Source organism: Parasaccharibacter sp. TMW 2.1888 (genome assembly GCF_023167265.1).
Taxonomy (GTDB): Bacteria; Pseudomonadota; Alphaproteobacteria; order Acetobacterales; family Acetobacteraceae; genus Bombella; species Bombella apis.
Map to the genome: position 1 here is coordinate 936,014 of NZ_CP030979.1, position 24,056 is coordinate 960,069.

At 56.3% G+C, this 24,056-nt stretch carries 21 protein-coding genes; 12 read left to right on the forward strand and 9 right to left on the reverse strand.

Annotated elements, in window-relative coordinates; translation table 11 throughout:
• Window positions 1-1,020 (forward strand): cytochrome d ubiquinol oxidase subunit II, encoded by a 1,020-nt coding sequence (gene cydB / locus DTQ13_RS04285; protein WP_043559149.1) that lies wholly within the window; start codon window positions 1-3, stop codon window positions 1,018-1,020.
• A gap of 228 nt (window positions 1,021-1,248) precedes the next feature.
• Here cydB and rho read toward each other — a convergent pair whose 3' ends face one another.
• From rho to DTQ13_RS04300, 3 genes are all read right to left on the reverse strand, one after another.
• Window positions 1,249-2,559 (reverse strand): transcription termination factor Rho, encoded by a 1,311-nt coding sequence (gene rho / locus DTQ13_RS04290; protein WP_043559152.1) that lies wholly within the window; start codon window positions 2,557-2,559, stop codon window positions 1,249-1,251.
• A gap of 289 nt (window positions 2,560-2,848) precedes the next feature.
• Entirely contained in the window at window positions 2,849-4,393 is a 1,545-nt protein-coding gene (locus DTQ13_RS04295; protein WP_232086411.1) for a GMC family oxidoreductase, read from the reverse strand.
• 436 nt (window positions 4,394-4,829) lie between these two features.
• Window positions 4,830-5,456 carry a gluconate 2-dehydrogenase subunit 3 family protein gene (locus DTQ13_RS04300; RefSeq protein WP_192848672.1) on the reverse strand — a complete coding sequence of 209 codons (627 nt, stop codon included), beginning with the start codon at window positions 5,454-5,456 and terminating at the stop codon, window positions 4,830-4,832.
• Between the two features lie 151 nt (window positions 5,457-5,607).
• Here DTQ13_RS04300 and sucB point away from each other — a divergent pair, with 151 nt between their 5' ends.
• Complete coding sequence (gene sucB / locus DTQ13_RS04305) at window positions 5,608-6,726, forward strand: dihydrolipoyllysine-residue succinyltransferase (protein WP_248461185.1); 1,119 nt, start codon at window positions 5,608-5,610, stop codon at window positions 6,724-6,726.
• Window positions 6,727-6,819: 93 nt separating this feature from the next.
• Here sucB and DTQ13_RS04310 read toward each other — a convergent pair whose 3' ends face one another.
• Together DTQ13_RS04310 and ahcY are read right to left on the reverse strand one after the other, a co-directional pair.
• On the reverse strand, window positions 6,820-7,200 hold the full coding sequence (locus DTQ13_RS04310) for a DUF3597 domain-containing protein (protein WP_086431613.1): 381 nt from the start codon (window positions 7,198-7,200) through the stop codon (window positions 6,820-6,822).
• An 87-nt stretch (window positions 7,201-7,287) separates the two neighbouring features.
• The gene (gene ahcY, locus DTQ13_RS04315) at window positions 7,288-8,586 is read right to left on the reverse strand and encodes an adenosylhomocysteinase (protein ID WP_043559515.1); all 1,299 of its coding nucleotides are present in this window, start codon (window positions 8,584-8,586) and stop codon (window positions 7,288-7,290) included.
• A 358-nt stretch (window positions 8,587-8,944) separates the two neighbouring features.
• Here ahcY and DTQ13_RS04320 point away from each other — a divergent pair, with 358 nt between their 5' ends.
• Window positions 8,945-9,958, forward strand: a complete 1,014-nt coding sequence (locus tag DTQ13_RS04320) for a CorA family divalent cation transporter (RefSeq protein WP_166651596.1) — start codon at window positions 8,945-8,947, stop codon at window positions 9,956-9,958.
• A 292-nt stretch (window positions 9,959-10,250) separates the two neighbouring features.
• Entirely contained in the window at window positions 10,251-11,690 is a 1,440-nt protein-coding gene (locus tag DTQ13_RS04325) for a catalase (protein ID WP_043559164.1), read from the forward strand.
• Between the two features lie 94 nt (window positions 11,691-11,784).
• Here the strand turns inward: DTQ13_RS04325 and DTQ13_RS04330 are convergent, their stop codons facing one another.
• Window positions 11,785-12,420, reverse strand: a complete 636-nt coding sequence (locus tag DTQ13_RS04330; RefSeq protein WP_248461186.1) for a hypothetical protein — start codon at window positions 12,418-12,420, stop codon at window positions 11,785-11,787.
• Window positions 12,421-12,518: 98 nt separating this feature from the next.
• Entirely contained in the window at window positions 12,519-13,220 is a 702-nt protein-coding gene (locus DTQ13_RS04335; protein ID WP_192848669.1) for a pirin family protein, read from the reverse strand.
• 143 nt (window positions 13,221-13,363) lie between these two features.
• On the opposite strand from DTQ13_RS04335, the gene DTQ13_RS04340 reads away from it, so the two are divergent.
• A complete protein-coding gene (locus tag DTQ13_RS04340; protein WP_248461187.1) occupies window positions 13,364-14,281 on the forward strand; it encodes a LysR family transcriptional regulator in 918 nt (305 codons plus the stop codon).
• Between the two features lie 134 nt (window positions 14,282-14,415).
• The gene (gene wrbA / locus DTQ13_RS04345; RefSeq protein WP_043559176.1) at window positions 14,416-15,012 is read left to right on the forward strand and encodes an NAD(P)H:quinone oxidoreductase; all 597 of its coding nucleotides are present in this window, start codon (window positions 14,416-14,418) and stop codon (window positions 15,010-15,012) included.
• 97 nt (window positions 15,013-15,109) lie between these two features.
• On the opposite strand, the gene DTQ13_RS04350 is transcribed toward wrbA, so the two are convergent.
• A complete protein-coding gene (locus tag DTQ13_RS04350) occupies window positions 15,110-16,195 on the reverse strand; it encodes an A/G-specific adenine glycosylase (protein WP_103765706.1) in 1,086 nt (361 codons plus the stop codon).
• Window positions 16,196-16,332: 137 nt separating this feature from the next.
• Here DTQ13_RS04350 and DTQ13_RS04355 point away from each other — a divergent pair, with 137 nt between their 5' ends.
• From DTQ13_RS04355 to DTQ13_RS04365, 3 genes are all read left to right on the forward strand, one after another.
• Window positions 16,333-16,869, forward strand: coding sequence for a DciA family protein (locus tag DTQ13_RS04355; RefSeq protein ID WP_248461188.1), 537 nt, complete (start codon window positions 16,333-16,335; stop codon window positions 16,867-16,869).
• Between the two features lie 116 nt (window positions 16,870-16,985).
• Window positions 16,986-17,960 carry a ParA family protein gene (locus tag DTQ13_RS04360; RefSeq protein ID WP_248461189.1) on the forward strand — a complete coding sequence of 325 codons (975 nt, stop codon included), beginning with the start codon at window positions 16,986-16,988 and terminating at the stop codon, window positions 17,958-17,960.
• Window positions 17,957-18,886 carry an SIR2 family protein gene (locus DTQ13_RS04365; RefSeq protein WP_248461190.1) on the forward strand — a complete coding sequence of 310 codons (930 nt, stop codon included), beginning with the start codon at window positions 17,957-17,959 and terminating at the stop codon, window positions 18,884-18,886. The genes DTQ13_RS04360 and DTQ13_RS04365 overlap by 4 nt, the downstream gene beginning before the upstream one ends.
• A 91-nt stretch (window positions 18,887-18,977) precedes the next feature.
• Here the strand turns inward: DTQ13_RS04365 and serB are convergent, their stop codons facing one another.
• A complete protein-coding gene (gene serB / locus DTQ13_RS04370; protein WP_248461191.1) occupies window positions 18,978-19,874 on the reverse strand; it encodes a phosphoserine phosphatase SerB in 897 nt (298 codons plus the stop codon).
• 44 nt (window positions 19,875-19,918) lie between these two features.
• Here serB and miaA point away from each other — a divergent pair, with 44 nt between their 5' ends.
• The 3 genes from miaA (at window position 19,919) to ilvC (ending at window position 23,877) form a co-directional block, all read left to right on the forward strand.
• Window positions 19,919-20,902, forward strand: a complete 984-nt coding sequence (gene miaA, locus DTQ13_RS04375; protein WP_248461192.1) for a tRNA (adenosine(37)-N6)-dimethylallyltransferase MiaA — start codon at window positions 19,919-19,921, stop codon at window positions 20,900-20,902.
• Window positions 20,903-20,941: 39 nt separating this feature from the next.
• The gene (gene ilvB, locus DTQ13_RS04380; RefSeq protein ID WP_248461193.1) at window positions 20,942-22,720 is read left to right on the forward strand and encodes a biosynthetic-type acetolactate synthase large subunit; all 1,779 of its coding nucleotides are present in this window, start codon (window positions 20,942-20,944) and stop codon (window positions 22,718-22,720) included.
• A gap of 137 nt (window positions 22,721-22,857) precedes the next feature.
• Window positions 22,858-23,877 (forward strand): ketol-acid reductoisomerase, encoded by a 1,020-nt coding sequence (gene ilvC, locus DTQ13_RS04385; protein WP_081562454.1) that lies wholly within the window; start codon window positions 22,858-22,860, stop codon window positions 23,875-23,877.
• Window positions 23,878-24,056 lie beyond the last annotated feature (179 nt).

A 24,056-nucleotide genomic window follows, 5' to 3' on the forward strand; every position in this document is an offset into this window, starting at 1 on the left:
ATGTCCGGCCTTGCATTCTATCTTCCCTTCATCTGGGCGTTCATCGTCATTCTGGCCATTTCGGTCTACGTCATCCTTGATGGCTTTGACTTGGGAATTGGCATGCTCTTTGCTTTCGAGAAAAAACCGGAGCATCGTGACATCATGATCAACACGATTGCCCCCGTCTGGGATGGTAATGAAACATGGATGGTTCTGGGTGGAGCAACCCTGTTCGGTGTTTTCCCCGGTGCTTACAGCACGCTGCTGCCTGCCTTCTATATCCCCATCATCATCATGCTGGGGGCTTTGATCTTCCGTGGTGTTGCATTCGAGTTCCGCATCATGGCGCACTCACCCAACCATCGGGCCTTCTGGAATACGGGCTTCATGGCAGGGTCCACACTTGCCGCTTTCTGTCAGGGCTGCATTCTTGGCGGGTACGTTCAGGGGGTGCATACAAGCCACGGTGCCTTTGCCGGAGGAGCCATGGACTGGCTGACACCGTTCAGCGTTCTTTGTGGCCTGTCCGTTGTTACAGGTTATGCTCTTCTTGGTACGACCTGGCTCGTTTGGCGCACATCCGATGAACTGGAAGCACGATGCCGCCGCTGGTCCAAGAGATTATCCATTCTGATGATTCTCTGCATCATTGCCGTTAGCTGCTGGACGCCGTTTCTCCATGCGCCCTATCTCCATCACTGGATTGCCTTTCCGAACATTCTGTTCGGCCTGCCTGTTCCTCTACTGGTGGCACTGGCCGGTTTCCTGATGTGGCGGACCCTAGACAAGGAACACGCCATCACGCCTTTCCTGTGCGCCATTGGATGGTTCCTGCTCAGCCTGGTTGGCCTGGCCATTACCATCTGGCCCTACGCTGTACCACCAACCCTGACCCTGTGGGATGTAGCATCTCCAGTTCCCAGCCAGCTTTTCCAGCTCGTCGGGACCGTCATCCTGCTCCCCATCATCACGGGATATTCGATCTATTCCTACTATCTTTTCCGTGGAAAGGTCACAAAAGCCGATGGATATCACTAAGTTCACCACATACGATAAGAAGAAGGTGCCAGCCTCCTTCTCCAAACGTCTAGCGTGGTTCTTGGCCCTCTGGGGAATGGGCACTCTTGCCATCATCTTGATGGCAAGCTTCCTTCACCTTCTGATCCCCCATGGCTGATGGTCTGACATGGACTTCACCTAAAGAAAAGGCAGGGCCATATGCATGGCCCTGCCTTTTCTTTCATGGACAACAGACCAGGCTGTTAATCAGTTGTTCATCGCATCGAAGAAGTCCTGATTGGTCTTGCTGTAACGCAGCTTGTCCAGCAGGAAGTCCATGGCATCCATCGTGCCCATCGGGGCAAGGATACGGCGCAGGACCCACATCTTGGAGAGGGACGCCCGGTCCACCAGCAGCTCTTCCTTGCGGGTGCCGGACTTGGTGATGTCGATGGCCGGGAAGGTGCGCTTGTCTGCCAGCTTGCGGTCCAGCATCAGCTCGGAGTTGCCCGTGCCCTTGAACTCTTCAAAGATGACCTCATCCATGCGGGAACCTGTATCAATCAGGGCCGTGGCAATGATGGTCAGCGAGCCACCTTCCTCGATGTTACGGGCCGCACCGAAGAAACGCTTCGGCCGCTGGAGGGCGTTGGCATCCACACCACCGGTCAGCACCTTGCCGGATGAGGGCACGACCGTGTTATAGGCCCGGGCCAGACGGGTAATGGAATCCAGCAGGATGACTACATCACGCTTGTGCTCGACAAGGCGTTTCGCCTTTTCCAGCACCATTTCCGTCACCTGCACATGGCGGTGGGCCGGTTCATCAAAGGTGGAGGAAACGACCTCACCACGAACGGACCGGGCCATGTCCGTCACTTCCTCAGGCCGTTCATCAATCAGCAGAACGATAAGGAACACATCCGGGTGATTGGCAGAAATGGAAGCAGCAATGCTCTGAAGCATCACCGTCTTACCCGTTCTCGGCGGTGCAACGATCAGGGCACGCTGCCCCATGCCGATGGGAGAGACCAGATCAATCACACGGGAGGTGTAATCCTTCTGGTCCTTGCGATCACGCCCCTTGCCCTTGGCAGGAGCCGGAGCAGCGCAAGCTTCCCCTGTCGGCTCGGTTTCCATGCGGAGACGGCGCTCGGGGAAGAGGGGGGTCAGGTTGTCGAAATTGATACGGGCACGGACCTGCTCCGGTGCCTCAAAATTGATGGTATTGACCTTCTGGAGGGCAAAATAGCGCTCTCCATCCCGGGGCGCCCGGATCTCACCCTCCACCGTATCACCAGGCCGCAGGGCAAAGCGGCGCACCTGGGCCGGAGACACATAGATATCATCCGGGCCGGGCAGATAATTGGCTTCCGGGCTGCGCAGAAAGCCGAAACCATCCGGCAGGATCTCGAGCGTTCCTTCGCCATAAATGGCCTGCTCACGCTCGGCGAGAGTCTTGAGGATGGCAAACATCATGTCCTGCTTGCGCAGGGATGATGCATTTTCGACCTCCAGCTCTTCAGCAAAAGCCAGCAGATCAGCAGGGGATTTCTTCTTCAGTTCGGCGAGATGCATGAAATGATGCGCCTTGATATGCCCCGGTGGGGTAACTAATCGGAATAGACGAAAAACCAGAATACAGGCCGGGTACCCGCACGGCAGGACCATGCGCCACGGGGCATGCCGGACCTCAGGGACAGTCAGGGCTGCCGCCCCACAGGGAACTGGCAAAACTGCCTTCCGGTGCGAAGGAGATGACCCGGAAGGCAAAGCAGGACGCCGCCACCATCAGGTCGGCTTTCTTCCTAGGTGAAAGAGGGCCGCACTGTCAAGCGGGCCCTCCTTGCGGGGCAGGGCTAGCCTTTCAGACCACTTTCAGCATGGCATCCGCCGTGCGCAGGGCAAGGGCCATGATTGTCAGGGCCGGATTGGCCGCACCGGAACTCGGGAAGGTGGAGTGGTCGCTGATCCACAGATTGTCGATGTCGAAACTGCGCCCATATGGATTGACCACGGCCGCTCCTGCATCGGTTCCCATCCGGCAGGTGCCGATCATGTGTGCGGCCCGGCTGATGACACGGATGTCCTTCGCCCCGATGGACTCCCACATCTTCACCATCAGGCGGGATGCATGGCGGTGCATGGCGTCCTCATTGGGGCCGTATGTATGGTCGATCCGTGGTTTGGGCAGACCGAAAGCGTCTTTTTCATCAGACAGGGTCACACGGTTTTCATCCCGTGGCAAGCTTTCCCCGTGCATCCCGATACCCGCACTGTAATTGTAGGCTGCCAGCGTGCGGCTGAGGGCCTCACCACGGCGCCCATCCGCCCGGACCAGATTGGCAGCCCATGTGAGCGGCATCATGCCCAGGGACTGGAGCAGATACCCTCCCGCAAAGTCGGCATCCTTTGGCCGCAACATGTCTTCGGAAATGGTCAGGGATGGGTAACCCTTGTTGGGCCGGGTTTCTTCATCAAACACACCCCAGACCTGCGTGGATACATGCGTCATGTAATTGCGTCCCACCTGCCCGGAACTGTTCGCCAGACCGTTGTTCAGCAGCAGGCGGGCCGTTTCCACCGCTCCGGCAGACAGGACAACAGCCCGGCATTTCTGCCGTTCCTCCCGTCCGTCACGGACATAGATGACCGCCGTGATCCGCCCCTGGCTGTCCCGCTCAAACCCCGTCGCCATGCAGCCAGGACGCAGTTCAGCCCCATGGGCACAGGCCAGTGGCAGATAGGTGTTGTCCACGCCCGATTTCGCCCCGTTCCGGCAGCCCTGATGACAGGCACCGCAATTCACGCAGGCTTCCCGTCGGCCAAAATGAGGCTGGTCATGAGCTTTCGTGATGACAGCCAGAGGACCATCTGCATGACGCAGCCCTACATTGTCACAGGCCTGACGCATCTTCAGGGCGGCATTGTTGGGTGCTGCGGGCGGATAGGCATAATGGCGGCTCTCATCCCAGGGATAAGACGCTGGGCCACTCACACCTATGAAGCGCTCTACTTCTTCCACGTAAGGCTGAAGCTCTTCGGCTCCGAAAGGCCAGTCCACCCCTTTCCCGCTCTCACTGTACAGGCGGTAATCCCGGGGATCCATGCGCGGCAGGAAAGCCCCGTAATGAAGCAGGGACCCCCCAATCCCTGTTCCACTGTTATTACCCCCAAAGGCCTGCGGTGTTCCCCCACCAGACAGACGCTCATGCAGCCAGTACAGTTCCTGTGCTGTCGGCTCATCCGGCGTGTGGGACCTGGCCTTGAAAGGAGGGCCGGCTTCCAGCGCCACGACCTTCCGCCCTGCCATGGCAAGCCGCGCAATGAGCGGTGCGCCGCCAGCGCCCGTCCCGATGACGACAACATCGGCAGTTTCCTGTGAAAAATCATTATGCGTTTTCTGCATCATGCAACTGTTTCCATCACTTATGGATCAAAGATGTTCGTACTGGGGTACATGGGGACAGTACGGCCCGAAGCGGGAGAGGTACCGAGTACCGGGGACGGTACTGTACCCCCTTATGAAACGGGGATTGTACACAGCCTCATTGTGGAAAAAGAGGGATAACGTTCTGCACCCTTGTTCTAGCCTACCTTCAGAGGTTGTACACACTGTGAGTAAGCTGGGGTACATTTTTCGAAAGCCGGGTACCCCGGTTTCCACAAGGTCTTTCAACAACATCTAAATCTAAGATTTGTAAATTCATATGTTGTGTTGTCTGGCTGTCCTTTCTTCCATTCCAGCTCCAGACTGGCTTGCCGCCATGAAGAAAGACCTTGGTTCATGTCCCTACGATCCCTTTTTCCTGTTTCTTCCAGAGGCGGAAAAGCCCTGAAATTCTCCTTCATCCCATTTTTGAAAAACGGCGCTCATTTTCCGGCTCAAAAGCCTCTTTTTTGGTCAGTGATTCAGTAGAAAACCCTTGAATTTCCTTGTCTCCACCAGTCAGGCTGGAGGAAATTCCAAGCCGTTCCTGTGCAATCGGATGCGCCAGAAACGCTGCAACGATCTGGTTGCGGAGATCACCACTCCACAACTTCATCTGTGAGGCTGAAAAAGGCGCCTGAGCATTGACCGGCAGGGAGCCATCAAAAGCCCTGTCCAGCAGCGTACCACGCTGATCCGTGTCAAGAGAGGCATAATCCTGTCCAAAAAGGCCCCGGGCATACAGTTCCAGAGAGGCAAGACCATCTTCCCAGGCGGCCATATCTGTCGGCAGATCGGCAAAACGCCATCCATCTCCAGGCCCGGCGAGAGCCTGATCGATCATGACTGCCAGATTGAGATGCAGCTCACCCAGAAGTGGTGCCTGTGGCAGAATGTCATCACAGACCAGCTCAAGAAGCTGAAAAGCCTCTGGGGAAAGATGTTTCCTCTGGCCCTGTTCCTGTTCCATTCTTTCGAGCAGGGCAGTGCGTGTCCGAGAGGATATGTGGTCTGACTGAAGAAAAGCGGGCAGGGTTCTGGTCATGAAAGGTTTCCTGCTGGAAAAGTGAAAAGACAAAGAGAAGGCTTTACCCTATAGCCTCATAGGGAGATATAAGGCTAATGAGAGGCCGGGTCTCTTCCGGGAGGTGGGAGGCCGGGACCATGTTTCAAGTTCTGGAAGGACAGGAGTCACGATGACGGTTGAGATTAAAGTCCCTGTGCTTGGTGAAAGCCTGAAACAGGCAACCGTGATGCGTTGGCTCAGACAGTCTGGCGATTACGTGAAGGCTGGTGAGACGGTTCTTGAGCTGGAAACGGACAAGGTCACGCTGGATGTGCCGGCTCCGGCAGCCGGGGCACTGAGCCATGATCTGCCGGAAGGAACGGATGTTGAGGTCGGGCAGGTCATTGCATTCGTGGATGATCAGGCAGCAGCCCCTGCGGTTGAGGAAAACAGGCAGCAGGACAGCCAGGACGTGGTGCAGGATGTGACGGACCATGGTCCAGCTGCTTCAGCAGAGGGAGAGCAGCCCGTGGTGACGGGAGGAGCTGTCACTCATCCGGCTCCTGCTGTGGCTGAACCGGTGGCCTCCCTTCCCGAAGACAGGGGAATGGGGGAGCGGCGTGTGCCGATGAGCCGCCTGCGTCAGACCATTGCCCGGAATCTCAAGGCAGCCCAGAACAGTGCCGCCATTCTGACAACGTTCAATGAAATTGACATGAGTGCCGTCAAGGCGCTGCGGAGCCAGTATCGGGAGCTGTTCGAGAAGAAGCATGAGGGGGCCCGTCTGGGGTTCATGTCGTTCTTTGCCCGTGCTGTCGTAGGGGCCCTGAAGGATTTTCCGGTGCTGAATGCCCGGATTGAAGGACATGAGATCGTTTATCAGGATCATGTCAATCTGGGCATTGCCGTGGGGACGGAACGGGGGCTGGTCGTGCCCGTGCTGCGGAAGGCCGAGACACTTGGTTTTGCCGAGCTGGAGCGCCGCATTGCCGATTATGGCAAACGGGCTCGTAAGGGTGGCCTTGCCCTGAAAGAACTGGAAGGTGGCAGCTTTACCATCACCAATGGCGGGATTTTCGGGTCCCTGCTGTCCACGCCCATTCTCAATGCACCGCAGTCCGGTGTGCTGGGGATGCACGCCATCCAGGACCGGCCCGTGGCCCGGGAGGGGCAGGTTGTCATCCGGCCCATGATGTATGTGGCCCTGTCCTATGATCATCGTCTGGTGGATGGACGGGAAGCGGTCAGTTTTCTTGTGAGGCTCAAGGAGCTGATCGAGGACCCCCGTCGCCTGCTGCTGGATATCTGACAGGTATCAGGTACGAAAAAACCCCTCCGCCCATGATTTGGACGGAGGGGTTTTTCATCTGGTCAGTTACAGGGATACCGACCAGATATGGACTCAGTGGCCCCAGCCAGCAGGGATTTTGCCGCCATTGTTGGCAAGCTCGGTATAGACCTGCTTGATGAGCCAGACATTCATCGTGGCCGTGTCGTTCTTGTCCCCGGTATAGTGCAGATCGTCAGCAAGACTCTGACGGGCCTGCAGGGAGCTGTCGAGGCCCAGGAGCTTGAGCAGATCGACGATGGATTCCTTGTAGTTCAGAGGCTGGCCAGCCTTGGCGGCCAGTTCCTTCAGAACGGCATCCACATCCACCTGTGCGATGGACGGAGCCGCAGCACCGGCAGCTGGCTGTGCCGTATCCGCCGCCTTGGCAGAAGAGCCGAACAGGCTCGTGGCGAAGCTGGAAACCTTGGAAACGATGTCGTTGAAAAGACCCATGATATGTTCCTTCCCTGAAAGCAGGAATGACTGGTCGGTTATGACCCTGCCATCGGAAATGATGGCAGGGAACAGTGACAGAAAGGATCAGTAACGGTACAGGTCGTGCTTGAACGGCCCGTTGGGGGACACCCCGATATAATCCGCCTGAGCCTGTGTCATTCTGGAGAGCGTGGCGCCCACCTTTGCAAGATGGAGAGCGGCAACCTTTTCATCAAGGATTTTTGGCAGAGTATAAACTTTTCCTGCCTCATACTGGCCCGGTTTTGCATTCCAGAGTTCGATCTGTGCCAGCGTCTGGTTGGTGAAGGAGGCGGACATCACGAAGGACGGATGGCCTGTGGCGTTGCCCAGATTGACCAGACGGCCTTCGGAGAGAAGGATGAGGCGGCGGTTCGGGGCCAGCTCGATCTCATCAACCTGTGGCTTGATGTTGGTCCATTTGTGATTGCGCAGGGCGGAGACCTGAATCTCGCTGTCAAAATGCCCGATATTGCAGACGATGGCCCGGTCTTTCATCTCACGCATATGTTCGATGGTGATGATGTCCTCGTTGCCGGTACAGGTCACGAAGATGTCGCCACGGGGAGCGGCATTTTCCATCGTGACGACCTCATAACCTTCCATGGCAGCCTGAAGGGCGCAGATCGGGTCAACTTCCGTCACCAGCACGCGGCAGCCTGCGCTGCGGAGGGAAGCGGCAGAGCCTTTGCCCACGTCACCATAACCGGCCACAACAGCCACCTTGCCGGCCATCATAACATCGGTGCCACGGCGGATGGCATCCACGAGGCTCTCACGGCAGCCATAGAGGTTGTCGAACTTGGACTTGGTCACGCTGTCATTGACATTGATGGCAGGAACCTTGAGCAGCCCCTTGCGCTCCATGTCCCAGAGGCGATGCACGCCCGTCGTGGTTTCCTCGGAAATGCCACGGACCTCCTTGAGGAGCTCGGGGTATTTCTCATGCATGAGGGTTGTCAGGTCACCACCATCATCAAGGATCATGTTGGGGGTCCAGCCATCCGGCCCCTTGATGGTCTGCTCGATGCACCAGATGAATTCTTCCTCGTTCATGCCCTTCCAGGCGAAAACGGGAATGTTGGCGGCGGCAATGGCGGCAGCTGCCTGGTCCTGGGTGGAGAATACGTTGCAGGAGGACCAGCGGACTGTGGCACCGAGGGCGATCAGCGTCTCGATCAGCACGGCGGTCTGGATGGTCATGTGCAGGCAGCCGGCAATCCGGGCACCCTTCAGCGGCTGGCTGGCGCCATATTCCTCGCGGAGGGCCATCAGGCCCGGCATTTCGCCCTCGGCAATGGAGATTTCCTTGCGGCCCCAGTCGGCCAGGGACATGTCACGAACCTTGTAGTCCTGCGTAGCCATATGTGTTTCCTTGGTTTTTGGCAGTTGATGATCATGGATGGAACAGCAGGCAGGCGAGGCCTCCATGCGGTTCCTGCACCGGGAAACTATAGAGCCTTGCCGTAAGGCTGGAAAGAAGAACGGACCAACAGTTTTCCGTTACAAAATGGTGTCATCCATATTGCGTCCCATCGGGCAACGTGTCAGAGAACGGGCGGTATTCATGTGTCTGGAGCCTTGGCTCTTCCCGGTGCAAAGGGATGTCCTGCCACCTTCAGTCCGGGCAGGAAAACTGTAATGGGGGGTGGCTGTGCCCGACAATACTGTTCCGAATTTTCCTTTTACAGTGCTTGACCCGTCCCTGAAGGAGGCCCACCCCATGGCCCGGATCAAGGGCCTTGTCTGGGCTGTCCGTGCCGTGCCGGGGCAGGGGATCATGCCGCTGGATGCCGAGGACGTGCAGCGTATCCTCCAGTCTCCCGGGGAAGAAGGCTATGAGGCGGCGTCCGGAGAGAATGGCTGGTGCTGGCTGCATTTCGATACGGTTCACAGTTCTGCCCGTACCCATGTGGGGCGGCTGCCGGGGATGCCGGAAGATGTGGGGACCATGCTGGCGGAAACGGATTACGGCATTGCCCTTGAAGCTGCCGATGATACGGTCTGGGGGGCCCTGCCCGCCTTTGACGATGCCCTGGCGGAGGAAGACCGGGAGATTTGTGCCTGGCGCTTTGCCATGCGGCAGAATATCCTGATCACGACACGGCGCACGCCCATTCCCGTACTGGGGTCGGCCTACCGGTCTCTCCAGACACAGGGGGTACCCCGCAATCCGGCTGGGGTGATAGACCGTGTCCTGCGGGATTTTACCGGGACGGTCCGCCGCCAGCTGGCCCAGCTTGATGACGAGCTGGACAGGGCGGAAGATGTTCTGCTAGCCATTGTCCACGGGTCCGATCTTGGGCATCTTGGTGGTATCGTGGGTAAGGTGAGGCGCCGTTCGACAGAGCTGCGGCGTGTTGTCATGCCGATCGACCGTGTCCTGCGGGATGAAGACCTCGAGTTGCCGGAATGGGCCGAGGATGACCTGCGGGACCGGGCTGAACGGCAGATTCACGCAGCCCTTGACGATCTCATTGCCTTGCAGGATCGGGCCCGTTCCTTGCAGGATGAGCTGGCTTCCAGCCAGGCGGAAGAAACAAACCGCCGTCTGTGCATCGTGTCCATCGTGACGACCCTCATGCTGCCGGCCACGCTGGTCACGGGGTTCTTCGGCATGAATACGGGGGGCATGTTTCTGGCCTCTGGTGGGTTGGGGACCATTTTTGCTGGTGGGCTGTGTGTGGCTGCCATGGCCGTGACCTTCATTTTCATGAAAATGGCCCGACTGTTCTGAGGAAGCTGACTGGTCCTGCTGATGACTGAAATAAACAGGAATACGTTATTGCATATCATTCTCATAAACTGAGGTGATGTCTCTGTTCAATGACATTGATCAAATAGAACTTCACATTATTTTTGAAGAAAGAGGGGATGGACACTGTCCGAAAACCTGCCTACTTTCCCTAATCGAGGGTTGATATCGGACTGGATCAGGACTGTTTATTAGTGAAACAGGATCAATCATTTTCCTTTTCCTCCGGATGTTACCTATTTTCCATGGTCAGATAAAAGGTAGGAGTCCTTGAATGTCTGATAAGAATATCATTCGCACGACCGCTGGTGCCCCTTGGGTCAGCAACCAGGACAGCAAGTCTGCCGGTCCTCGCGGACCGCTTCTGCTGGAAAACTATCAGCTGATAGAGAAGCTCGCTCATCAGAACCGTGAGCGCATCCCGGAGCGTACCGTGCACGCCAAGGGCGTTGGTGCTCATGGAACGCTGACCATCACCAAGGACATCACGAAGTACAGCTGCGCATCCATCTTCTCCGAGGTCGGCAAGAAGACGGACATGTTCCTGCGTGCATCCACCGTGGCCGGTGAGCGTGGTGCTGCCGATGCCGAGCGTGACGTGCGTGGCTGGGCCCTGAAGTTCTACACGGATGACGGCAACTGGGACCTGGTGGGCAACAACACCCCGGTCTTCTTCATCCGTGATCCCATCAAGTTCCCGGACTTCATCCATACGCAGAAGCGTCATCCCCGCACAAACCTGCGTTCCGCAACGGCAGCCTGGGACTTCTGGTCCCTCAGCCCGGAGAGCCTGCATCAGGTGACGATCCTGATGTCCGATCGTGGCATCCCCAAGGGCATCCGCAACATGAACGGGTATGGCAGCCACACCTATTCACTGTGGAATGCCAAGGGTGAGCGCTTCTGGGTGAAGTTCCACTTCAAGACCCAGCAGGGCCATGAGTTCTATACGACCGAGGAAGCTGCTGAGGTCGTGGCCAAGACCCGTGAGTCCACCCAGGAAGACCTGTACGAGAACATCGAGAAGGGGAACTTCCCCAAATGGACGTTCTACATCCAGGTGATGGAAGAGGAAGAGGCCGAGCGCGTCAACTTCAACCCGTTTGACGTGACCAAGGTCTGGTCCCACAAGGACTATCCGCTGATCGAAGTCGGTGAGCTGGAACTGAACCGCAACCCGGATGATTATTTCTCCGAGGTTGAGCAGGCTTCCTTCTCCCCGTCCAACATCGTGCCGGGCATCGGTTTCTCTCCGGACAAGATGCTTCAGGGCCGTATCTTCGCCTATGCGGATGCTCACCGCTACCGTGTCGGCACACATTACGAGTCCCTGCCGATCAACCGTCCGAAGTTCAAGGTGAAGAACTATCATCTTGATGGTGCCATGCGCTTTGATGAGCCGAAGCGTGGCGATGGCGATTTCTACGAGCCGAACTCCTTCGGTGGTCCGGTTGAAGACAAGGCTGCGATGGAGCCGCCGCTGCGCGTGAGCGGGGACGCCACCTACTACGATCACCGTAGCGATGGTGATGACTTTGCACAGCCGCGTGCTCTGTATCATCTCTTCGATGATGCCCAGAAACAGCGCCTGTACAACAACATTGCCGGTGCCATGGCTGGCGTGCCGCAGAACATCGTCGAGCGTCAGCTGGGTCTCTTCGAAAAGGTTGACCCGGCCTATGCTGAAGGTGTCCGCAAGGCACTGAAGGGCTGAAACCGCTTTTCGCTTCCTCTTCCGGTATGACCGGAAGGGGAACAGTTAAAAGGCTCTCCGGATATCATGCCGGAGAGCCTTTTTTCATGTCGGATCAGTCTGCCCGGCGGAAGGTGAGATGGTCCTGCCCGAAGGAATGGGAGAGTTCCTGCCCTGGCGGAAGCCTGCCAAGCTGGATGAGCGTCTCCAGATGGTCAGCCAGACATGTCGTGATGGGGCCGAGTGCCAGCCCGTGAGGTTTTTCCGAAAGGAAGGAGGCCGGGCCGATCATCGTGCCATCAGCTGTCCGGACGCTGGCCAGGCCCCGGTCAAAGAGCATGGCAAGTCCGAGCAGGGCCTCACCTGTCAGAGGCAGGAAATACCCCAGTGGGGTCATTTTCGGTGCATCGAAATGAATCTCATGGAGATCGGTGCCAATGCTGATCCAGCCCTGGTTGCCATCTACGCAACGCAGGGCGATGCTGTCCTGCAATGTGGAGAAAACGTCAATTTCCGGCAGGGGAAAGGGCAGGGACGCCTGTTTCCTGAAATGGGCCCGGATGGGGGAGGAAGCATAATTGCGCCGTGTCAGGGGGGACTGTAGATGGAGGCTCAATCCTGGCACGGCCCGGGTATCAAAAAGCTGCCGGATGATCCTGTCATTGAGGGTATCATGGCCCAGCATCTGCCCTGTTGCATCCAGCAGCCACAGGGGCGGAGAGGTGGTCTGGTCCGTGTGATCAGTGTTCATGCAATGTGGCTCCCTGCCCGGATTCCCTACAGGCTTATATGTTTCACGGGAAACATGCCAGATGGAACATCCTTCTTTCCGGGCAGGGAGCTGTCAGATCATGATGTCGTATCTACCAGAATTATTTCCGAATCTTCCAGCGCTTCAAGCGTGATGGTGTCTTCCCCTGCAATGGCCGCCCCACTGCGTGCCGTGATGGTCTGCCCATTCAGCAGCAGGGTGCCTTTTGCAGGAACAAGATAACCCAGTCGGCCAGGTATGAAGGCGTAACTGGCCTGCTGTCCTTTCTGGAGGGAAAGCCCCAGAACACGGGCATCAGTATGGATGGGCAGGGCATCTTTGTCATCGGCATGACCAGACGCCAGAACGGTGAACTGGCCTGTCTGCTCTCCTTTGGGGAAACGCCGTGTCGCCCAGGATGGTCCGTGCCCTTTGTCTGTCGGGATGATCCATATCTGGAATATCTGTGTGGGGATGGGTTCATTGTTGTATTCGCTGTGGAAAATGCCCGTTCCAGCGGACATGACCTGCACATCTCCAGCCTCGGTCCGCCCCGTGTTGCCGAGACTGTCCCGGTGCGTGATGGCGCCCTGGCGGACATAGGTGATGATCTCCATGTCCCGGTGGGGATGGGTGTCAAACCCGGTGCCGGGGGCGATGGTATCATCATTCCAGACACGCAGGCGCCCCCAGCCCATGCGGTCATGATCCAGATAATGGGCGAAAGAGAAATGGTGCCGGGCATCCAGCCACCCATGTGAGGCATGGCCGAGCTGGTCAAAGGGGCGAATATCAATCATGGTGTCATTCCTTGCTGGTTCAGCTCACCCACCATGTAAGGCGTGAAGAGAGCGGATCACACAGGCATGAAAGAAAGACATTCTTTCCATATTTTGCATCATGACCTGTCAGCAGCCAGAGGCTGGCAGGAGGGGACGGAATTATGAAATTGCCGGATTTCGAGGCGTGGGCCATTTTTGCCAGGGTGGCCGAGCATGGGTCTTTCTCGCAGGCTGCCAGGGAACTTCATCTTTCACCCCCCACTGTCTCAAAAGCGATCAGTCGGTTGGAGCAGTCTCTTGGTGTCGCCCTGTTCAGCCGCAATTCCCGGCATATGTCCCTTACACAGACAGGGCAGCTTGCGCTGGAGCGGGCCAATCGCATGTTCATGGAGGCGGAAGCGGCAGAGAATGAGGTGCGGGGTGGCCGTATCCGTCCTTCCGGTCTGATCCGGATGACGGCTCCAACTACCTTCGGGCTTCGGTATGTTTCCGCAGCTCTGCCGTCTTTCCTGAGGGCCTACCCGGAGATTGATATTGCCATCACGTTTACGGACAGTTTCGTGGACCTCGTTTCAGAAGGTTATGATGTGGCGATCCGCATTGCGGCTCTGGAGGATTCGGCGCTCAGGGCCCGCAGGGTATGTACGGTACGACGCCTGCTTGTGGCCTCCCCGGACTATCTGGCCCAGCAGGGTGAGCCTGCCCATCCGCAGGAACTGGAGGGGAGGAAGAGCTTTGTCTATGTCAACGGGTCATCATGCGGGGCCATCCGGCTGATGGAAAAAGCGACAGGGGCAGTCCATACATTGTCCCAGACGGCACGACTCCAGTCCGACAATGCGGAAGGATTCCTGCCAGCGCTGGAGGCCGGGCTTGGCTTCGGACTGATGCCGGATTTCATGGTGAGTGAAGCCATGCAGGAGGGGCGGTTGCAGGAAATGATGCCGGGCTGGAAGGCGGACGACATTGCCCTTTATCTCGTCACATCCGCCACAAAGCTGCGGCCTCAGAGGGTGAGCCTGCTCATGGAGCATCTCATCCGCCAGTTCAGCACACCGCCATGGCGGCTGTCCGACTGAAAGCGGACTGATGAAATCCGAAAAGCATCCTTTCCCGATTTTCTATATCCAGTCTGGAAAGGTGGCGTTACCTCTTGTGAAGGTTTCAGTGTTCCCGGTAGCGGGAAAGACCGACAGATCAAGGATGTATCGTCATGTCAAAAGTGCTCGTGCTTTATTATTCATCTTACGGTCACGTGGAGACCATGGCCCACAGCATTGCCGAAGGTGTACGTGCAACGGGCGTAGAGGCCGTTGTGAAGCGTGTGCCAGAGCTGGTGCCGGAGGAGGCTGCCAGAGCGCATCACTTCAAGCTGGAACAGGACGCACCTGTTGCAACGCCGGCTGAGCTGGTCGAGTATGATGGTATCATCATCGGGGCTCCGACCCGTTTCGGGCGTCTGCCGGCACAGATGGCCAATTTCTGGGATCAGACCGGTGGTCTCTGGGCCAAAGGGGAGCTGATCGGCAAGGTGGGGGCTGTCTTCACCTCCACGGCAACCCAGCATGGTGGGCAGGAAACGACACTCTATTCCCTGATGTCCAACCTGCTGCATCATGGCATGGTCATCAGCGGTCTGCCCTACAGTTTCCAGGGGCAGATGCGTAGTGACGAGATCGTAGGTGGCGCTCCTTATGGGGCCACAACCATCGCCAATGGTGACGGTTCCCGCCAGCCGAGCGAGACAGACCTGGAGGGGGCCCGTTTCCTTGGCAGGCATGTGGCCGGACTGGTCAGGAAGCTGTCCTGAGTTTTTCCGAAAGCCTTTATTCACGCACAGAAGAGACGGACATGGGGGCCGGGCTGCGGCCCCCATGTCTGTTTTCAGTGTTTCATGTGAAACATGATCAGCCCGGGACAGGCCTGTGCCGGTCGCCAACCAGCAGGCATTTCTTCATCACGCTGGAGAGAACCGCCTCCTTCAGGAAACGGAACCGGCCATGCTTCGGAGGAATCGGATAATTGCTCTGTGCTGGTATCGTGCAGCCATAGATGCGGACAAGCAGCGTAAAATGGCTGAAGATGTGTTTGACCTCCCCACAATCTTCCCACTGTGCCTGCAAGGGGGCGTAGCGGGTAAAGGCCGTTTCGGCCAGCCGTGCAGGCGAAGGCGTGCTTTGGCTTTCGGACCATGGTGTGCCGGGAAGGTCGTCCGTTCCTCCCAGCAGACCTTCCGGTGGTCGTGAGCGGAGCAGGACACGGCCTTCCGGATCGATGACACGGAAAAGAATGGCATGACGGGTCGGGCGGGCTTTCTTCTTCTGTCGGGCAGGGAGAGCTTCAGCCATGTTGCGGGCTCGGGCGAGGCAGCCGTCCTGCCATGGGCACGTCAGACAGGAGGGTGAGCGGGGCGAGCAGAGGCTCGCCCCAAGGTCGAACAGGGCCTGAGCAAAATCGGAAGGGCGGGCCTGTGCTGCCGGATCGTCATTCAGATGGCTGGCAAGACGGGCCAGCAGGGGGCGGGCAGCGGGTAGCGGGTCTTCCACGGCATTGAGGCGGGCCGTGATGCGCTCCACATTGCCATCAACCGGAACGGTCGGAATATTGAAGGCAATGGCGGCAATGGCCCGGGATGTATAGGCCCCGATTCCGGGGAGTGTCTGCAATCCTTCGACCGTACGGGGAAAGGCTCCCAGCTTATGAACGGCCTGAGCACAGGCATGAAGATTTCGTGCCCGTGCGTAATAGCCCAGCCCGGCCCAGAGCTGGAGCACCTCTTCCTGCGGCGCTTCCGCCAGAGCATCAACTGTCGGAAAGCGGGCCAGAAACCGCTGGTAATAGGGAATGACCGTCTGCACGACTGTCTGCTGGAGCATGATCTCGCTCAGCCAGACATGGTACGGGTCTGCCTGCTGGCCGGGTGCGGCACGCCAGGGCAGGGTACGGCGATGATGGTCATACCAATGGAGAAGGAGGGAAGCATCAGGTGTCACGCCGGTGTCTATGACGAAGAAACAGCATCGGGGCAAGGGCTGGCCTTGCTGAAACGTTTCCGTCTGCTCCCGTGATGATGGTATGGAGAGTCCGTACGCAGCATATTGGGATGGGTCGGATGGCAGATGAGACAGGAATGAAAAAAACTGCCCGTTCATCAGCATCGGGGCAGGACCGGAAAGCGGATGGCAAGGGCTGGAGCGATTACCGTCGAGGCAAGGGCCGGATGATCGGGGCCCTGCTGCCCCCCCTGACAAAACCCATTTTCCGCAAGAAATCACCGCTGTTTGTGCGTCTGCTCATGGAGTGGGAGACGCTGGTCGGTCCAGCGCTGGCGGAGGTGAGCGAACCCTGCCGCCTGCGGCCCGGCGTGTTGACCATACGCTGCTGCGGCCCGGCTGCGGTGGAGATGCAGTATGCGGCCCCCCGCATTCTGGCCAACATCAACACGGCCTGCGGTCTTCATGGGGATGAGGCCCTGCATCACATCAAGCTGGTGCAGGACCGCCCTGTCCAGCGCAGACCGTCACGTCCTCCCCGGAACGTGTGGAAAGAGGCTGCTCCTGTTCCCGTGAGTGGCATCGAGGATGATGGACTGAAAGAAACGCTGGCCCGTCTGGGTGGACATATCCGTGCCAGAAGGCAAAGAGTAGAAAGAAGACGTAAATTCTAGGGAGAATAGCAGAAAACAGATTGTAAAATATTTTATAGAAATCAAATAGTACTTGACAAAAAAATTATTTTTTCTTCTTATTCAATTTCAATAATAAATTTCTCTAGGAGATGATAGTGCATTCAGTTGCTTTTTTTAATAATAAGGGGGGTGTAGGTAAAACTACGCTCTTATGTAATATGGCAGCCTATATTTCGTCTTATTGCGAAAAATCGGTTTGTGTTATTGATGCCGATCCGCAATGTAATGCGACGCAATATTTTTTCGATGCTGAATCTGTCGATAGATGGTATTCTAGCGAAGATACATTTACCATATTTAAAGTTATAGAACCTCTTTCTTTAGGCGAGGGGTATAGTGCGAATGTAGAATTTAAAAGATCTGAGCGTTTTAAAGTAGATGTTATACTAGGAGATCCTCGTTTAGCACTTACGGAAGATCTGTTAGCACGTGACTGGAGTGATGCACGATCTGGGGAAGTGCGAGGTATTAAAACAAGCTTAGTTTTCTCTGAACTTCTTAAGAGATTAGAGAATTATGATTATGTATTATTTGATCTCAGCCCTTCCCTCGGTGCGATAAATCGATCAGTAATGTTGAGCTCGGACTATTTTGTTAGTCCAGTGTCAATTGATATTTTTTCATTGAAGGCCTTTGAAAATATTGCAAAGTGGATTGAAGATTGGTGGGCCGACTGGGAAAGAGGGATAGACGCTTCACGAAGGCCTACGTCTATTCCTAGGTTACATTATTCCAAACCAGAGTTTATAGGGTATGTGACACAAAGTTATTTAGCCAGACGAAATAAAAACGGTGAAATGCGTGCGGTTCAAGCCTATGAGAATATAAGACAAAAAATGGATGACGTGATTATTAAAAGTAATCTTTCTAGCAAACTCCAAAATCAAGATTTTTCAATAGGTTCTGTTCAAAATTTATTCAGTCTTGTGCCGTTGTCGCAGTATAACCATGTACCGATATTTGAGTTGGGAGCTAGTGATGGTATTGTCGGGGCTCATTTTACTAAGGTGAAGGAGGCCTTAGATATCTTTAAGTCTGTTTCTGATGTTTTTTTGGAGCGTGTGAAATGATTAGATTTAAATTGCCTGATGACTTGTTTGATGACCCGTCTGATAACTTGCCTGATGGATGGTCTAGAATGGTTCCTGATATAGCTGAGCGCCGGGTTGTGATAGTCATTGGAAGTGGTGTCTCTCGTCATTCTTCAGGAAGTGGAGGAAAACGTCCCCCTTTGTGGAAAGAGTTTTTAGAGCAGGCTATTGGTGAGTGTTCAGATATAAACGACGCAGACAGAGATATTATTAAGGATGCTATTTCTAAAGGCGATTATCTTCATGCCTGTGAATGGCTGAAAAAGGAGTTGGACTCTCGTTGGACGTCTTTTCTTAGGGATATGTTTCAAAAGCCAAAATATGAAATTTCTGACCTTCATAAGGCAATACATGCATTGGATAGTAGAATCGTTTTTTCTCTTAATTTTGATGATATTTATGAGCGTTACGTACGGCACGAGGAAAGGGGAACGTGTACAATAAAAAATTATTATGATGACGATGTTGAAGAGTTTTTGAGAGGAAGTGGAAGATATATTGTTAAAGTCCATGGGTCTCTTGATAGTGTATCAAAATTAATTTTTACCCAAAAGGATTATTCTCAAGCAAGGGTTGAAAATAGCAAATTTTATCAGGCATTTGATGCTGCATTACTCAACTATACTTTTATTTTCATAGGATGTGGAATTTCTGATCCTGATATTAGCCTTATTCTTGAAAATCAAAAATTTCTATATCAAGAGCAGAACCCTCATTTTTTTATTACGTCAAAGGGGATGAGTTCATATCATAAACATTCTTTGAGAGAAAATAGAAATTTGAAGGTTTTAGAATATGATCCCATTGATGATGACCATATTGGGCTAGTTAACGCATTGAATTTGCTTAATAAAGAAGTAGAATACAGACGATATGATGTTGAAAAATATATTCAAGCTAAATAGGATTTATTGTTTTTGATGTAATAATCAGGACAGAGCTAGGAATTCGCCTTGTGTGTCTACCATCATCTCGGTAGACACACAGACGAGCATCTTATTTATCGGTCACGATATCGGCAGCCGTGTAGCCCTGCGCAAAGAGGTGCGTCCGCATCCCGGTAAAGTTGACCTGCTGTTCAATCACCTGCCGGACATTCGGCTTGGCGTGATAGGCAATGCCAAGACCTGCTGCCTTGAGCATGGGGATGTCGTTGGCACCATCACCTGTTGTCAGGCTGGCAGAGAGCTTGACGCCCCGCTCGGCACAGATGGTCTCCAGATGTTCTTTCTTGGCATCCGGGCCGAGGATTTTGCCGATCAGCTGGCCGGTGATGATGCCGTCCCTGATCTCAAGCTGGTTGCCGTAATGTTCATCAAAGCCGAGCTTCCTGGCAGCCCGCTCGGTGAACCAGTCGAACCCACCGGAGATGAGGGCCGTGCGTGCGCCATTGGCCTTCATGGTCTGCACCAGCTCCCTGATACCATCAGTGAAAGGCAGATGTTCCAGAACATCCTTCAGCAGGGATTCAGGATGGCCCTTCAGGCCGATGGTGCGCTTGCGGAGGGATTCATCAAACTCCATCTCGCCATTCATGGCACGCTTGGTGATTTCGGCTACATAGTCGCCCGTGCCGGTTGCCTTGGCCAGATCATCCAGCGTTTCGCCATCGAAGATGGTGCTGTCCATGTCGGACACCAGCACGGCTTTGCGGCGGCCACGGGTCTTGGTGAGAATGGCATCAACCTTGTAGGGAGCCAGGGCGGCACGGATTGTTGCAGGCGTGGCATCGCCGGGCCCGGGTGTCGGGCAGAAAATGTCAACGGCCTCGCCTTCGGACAGAACGACCGGCGGCTCACCTTTGACAAGATTGCGGGCAATGTCGATCGCCTCTTTGGGAAGGGTCCCATGGCGGCGATTGGCAACAAGAGTCAGAACACAGGGAAGGGACATGACATCTCTCGCTAAAAGATCAGAAGATATGGCAGGATAGGTGTATGAACTCTTCTGAAAACGCCCTCATTGTGGCGGGACCGACCTGTTCGGGCAAGTCAGCTTTGGCCTTTCATTTGGCAGACCTGTATTGTGGTACGGTCATCAATGCAGATTCCATGCAGGTTTACAGGGAGCTGCGCATCCTCACTGCCCGCCCCGGGGAGGAAGAGGAAGCAGCCATTCCCCATCGTCTTTATGGGGTATTGCCCGCAGCCACACCCGGCAGTGTGGCCTGGTGGCGGGAGCAGGCTCTGGCAGAAATCGCCGCCTGCCGTAGCGCCGGGCGGCTGCCCATCCTCTGTGGTGGCACGGGCATGTATCTCCGTGCCCTGACGGATGGCCTCGTGGAGGTCCCCGACCCCGGAGAAGCAGCCCGGCAGGAGGCCCGGACCCTGCTGGAGGCGATTGGCCCGGAGGCCCTGCACGAAAAGTTGATGCAGGCTGATCCGCAGACGGCCTCCCGTCTTCATCCACAGGATTCCCAGCGTATCAGCCGGGCCTGGGAGGTTCTGGCAGGAACCGGGCGAGGGCTGGCCTCATGGCGGGAGGATAGGGCACTGCCAGCGGCACCCTGCCGTTTCATCTCACTTCAGCTTGATCCCCCCCGGGACGAGCTGCGGGCTTCCATTGTCCGGCGTTTTGATGACATGGTGGCCGCTGGTGCGCTGGATGAGGTGGCGGCCTTGCGGGAGCAGAATCTGCCCGCCAGTCTGCCCGCCATGCGTGCCCATGGTGTGCCGGAGCTGGGACAGGTGCTGGAGGGGCAGTGCAGCCTGGAGGACGCCCGGCTGGCTGCTACCCGTGCCATTGGCCGCTATACCCGCCGGCAGGCTACATGGTTCCGGCACCATAGGCTGAGCCGGGAGGGAGATGGCGAAATAATATTTCAAAGAACCAGTGGAAGAGAGTTCTTTTCGAGTAAAAAAATGCGCGAAATTGAATATTTTATATCATCCAGAATTGACGGACCCGCTCCGGAACGATAGAGCAGAAGCGTTGCGTTAAACGGCGAAAGGACAGACGTCATGCCTGCCAGCGAGACAGCTCCCATGATGGCAACAGGTGCTGAAGTCATTCTGCGTGTTCTTGAGGAAGAAGGCGTGGATGTCATTTTCGGTTATCCCGGCGGTGCGGTCCTTCCCATTTACGATGCTCTCTTCAAACAGAAGAAGATCCGGCACATTCTGGTCCGGCACGAGCAGGCGGCAACCCATGCGGCCGAGGCCTATGCCCGTTCCACCGGCAAGGTCGGTGTGGTGCTGGTGACATCCGGCCCTGGTGCGACCAATGCCGTGACCGGCCTGATGGATGCGAAGATGGATTCCATCCCGCTGATCTGTCTGGCCGGACAGGTGCCCGTGCCGCTGATTGGCAAGGATGCGTTTCAGGAAGCGGACATGGTGGGCATCACCCGGCCTGCGACCAAGAAGAGTGTTCAGGTGCGGGAGGCCGAGGCTCTGGCCCCAACCATTCGGGAAGCTTTCGCTCTGGCCCGTTCCGGCCGTCCCGGTCCGGTTCTGGTGGACCTGCCCAAGAACATCACGGTGTCCGAGGCTCCCCTGCCGCCCCGTCCAGCGGAAGTGGTAGAGGAAAAGGCGGCTCCGGCTCTGGATGCTCAGGCGGTCAGTCAGGCCGTCGAGGCCATGAAGAAGGCCCGCAAGCCTCTGCTTTATGTTGGTGGTGGTGTCATCAATGCCGGGCCGGAGGCGGCAAAGCTGCTGCGCCAGCTGGCAGAGAAGACCGGTTTCCCCGTGACATCCACCCTGATGGGGTTGGGTGCCTATCCGTCTTCCAGTGATCATTTTCTGGGGATGCTGGGCATGCATGGTGCCGTGGAAGCCAACATGGCGGCCCATGACTGCGACGTACTGGTCGCCTTGGGTGCCCGGTTTGATGACCGGGTGACGGGCCGTGTTGACGGGTTCTCTCCCCATTCCTTCAAGATACAGGCGGACATTGATCCCCGGGAATTCGGCAAGATCATCAAGGTTGATGTGGCTCTGAAGGGGGACCTGAAGGCCACGCTGCACGCTCTTCTGGAAGGCTGGGGAGACAGTGCAGCCCCGGACCTGTTCGGCTGGTGGCAGGAGATCGACCAGTGGCGGGCTGTTGACGGTTTCGGGTTCGAGCAGGACGGGGCCGCCACGGCCACCATCAAGCCGCAATATGCCATCAGCCGCCTGTATGAGCAGGTGAAGGCCAGCGGGCGGGACTGCTTCGTTTCCACCGAGGTGGGGCAGCATCAGATGTGGGCCGCCCAGCATTTCGGGTTTGATGAGCCCAATCACTGGCTGACATCCGGTGGTCTGGGCACGATGGGTTACGGTCTGCCTGCTGCCGTGGGGGCACAGATCGCCCACCCTGACGGGCTGGTGATTGATATTGCCGGCGAGGCATCCACCCTGATGAATATTCAGGAGCTGGGAACCATTGCCCAGTACCGCTTGCCGGTGAAGATCTTCATCCTGAACAACCAGTATATGGGCATGGTGCGGCAGTGGCAGGAGCTGGTGCATGATTCCCGTTATTCCCAGTCCTACAGTGCAGCCCTGCCGGATTTCGTGAAGCTGGCGGAATCGTTCGGCATCCGTGGTCTGCGGGTCGAGACGCTGGGCGGGCTGGATGAGGCCATCGAGACCATGCTGACCCATGAGGGACCGGTGCTGGTGGATGTGCATGTGGAGCAGGAAGAATGCTGCTTCCCGATGATCCCGTCCGGGGCCAGCCATGACCAGATGCTTCTGGGGCCGGGGCGTGTTTTCGGTGGGGCCGAGTTGACAGAAGAAGGCAAACGCCTCGTCTGAATGAAGTTTTGCCGGTCATCCTGCTCCTGTTCCGGGGCGGGAAGGCTGGATGGAGTGTTTCATGTCCGGGGAGTGTCTCCCCATCTGGGGCAGGATGATTGAGGGGCCTGCACCCGTTGTGAGGAAGGAAAAAAGTCATGCGTGTTTATTATGATCGTGATGCGGACATCAATCTGATCTGTGAAAAGAAGGTCGCCATCATCGGGTATGGCAGCCAGGGTCATGCCCATGCCAACAACCTGCGTGACAGCGGTGTGAAGGATATCGTTGTGGCGCTGCGCCCGGAATCCAAGGCAAAGGCCAAGGCGGAGGCAGCGGGTTTCCGTGTCGTTACCCCGGCCGAAGCCGCAGCCTGGGCTGATGTCGTGATGATCCTGACACCGGATGAAGGCCAGGCCGCCCTGTACAGGGAACAGCTGGCCCCGAACCTGAAGCCCGGCACGGCTCTGGTGTTTGCTCATGGTCTGGCCATCCATTTCCGTCTGATCGAGCCGAGCCCCGAGATGGACGTGTTCCTGATCGCTCCGAAGGGCCCTGGCCACACTGTGCGTTCTGAATACCAGCGTGGCGGTGGTGTGCCCTGCCTGGTGGCCGTGCATCAGGATGCTTCCGGCCAGGCCAAGGATGTAGCTCTGGCTTACGCTTCCGCTGTTGGCGGCGGCCGTGCTGGCGTGATTGAGACCAGCTTCCGTGAGGAAGTGGAAACAGACCTGTTTGGTGAGCAGGCTGTGCTGTGTGGTGGTACGATCGAGCTGATCAAGGCCGGGTTTGAGACACTGGTGGAAGCAGGCTACGCACCGGAGATGGCCTATTTCGAGTGTCTGCATGAGATGAAGCTGATCGTGGACCTGCTGTATGAGGGCGGCATTTCCAACGTCAACTACTCCATCTCCAATACGGCGGAGTATGGTGAGTATGTCAGCGGGCCGCGCGTTGTGACCCCGGCCGCCAAGGAGGCCATGCGTGAGGTGCTGAAGGACATCCAGAATGGAACCTTCGTGCGCAACTTCATTCTGGAGAACCAGTCCGGTAATGTGGGCTTCAAGGCGTCCCGTGCCCGTGATGAACAGCATCAGATTGAGCAGGTTGGCGCAAAACTGCGTGAGATGATGCCGTGGATCGCCAAGAACAAGCTGGTTGACAAGACCCGCAACTGAGGTCCGATGACCGGTATTTACGAATGGGGAGGATTTTCCTCCCCATTTTTTATTGTGGCTTCATTTGGGCATTTTCTGTTCAGAAAGAAAGAATAGAGTTGCGTTGAGGGTTATATTCCCCTAGAGGTCAACCCTTCCGCTCCTTCATTGGGGGAGGATGCGGCAATCTGCTGGTTCAG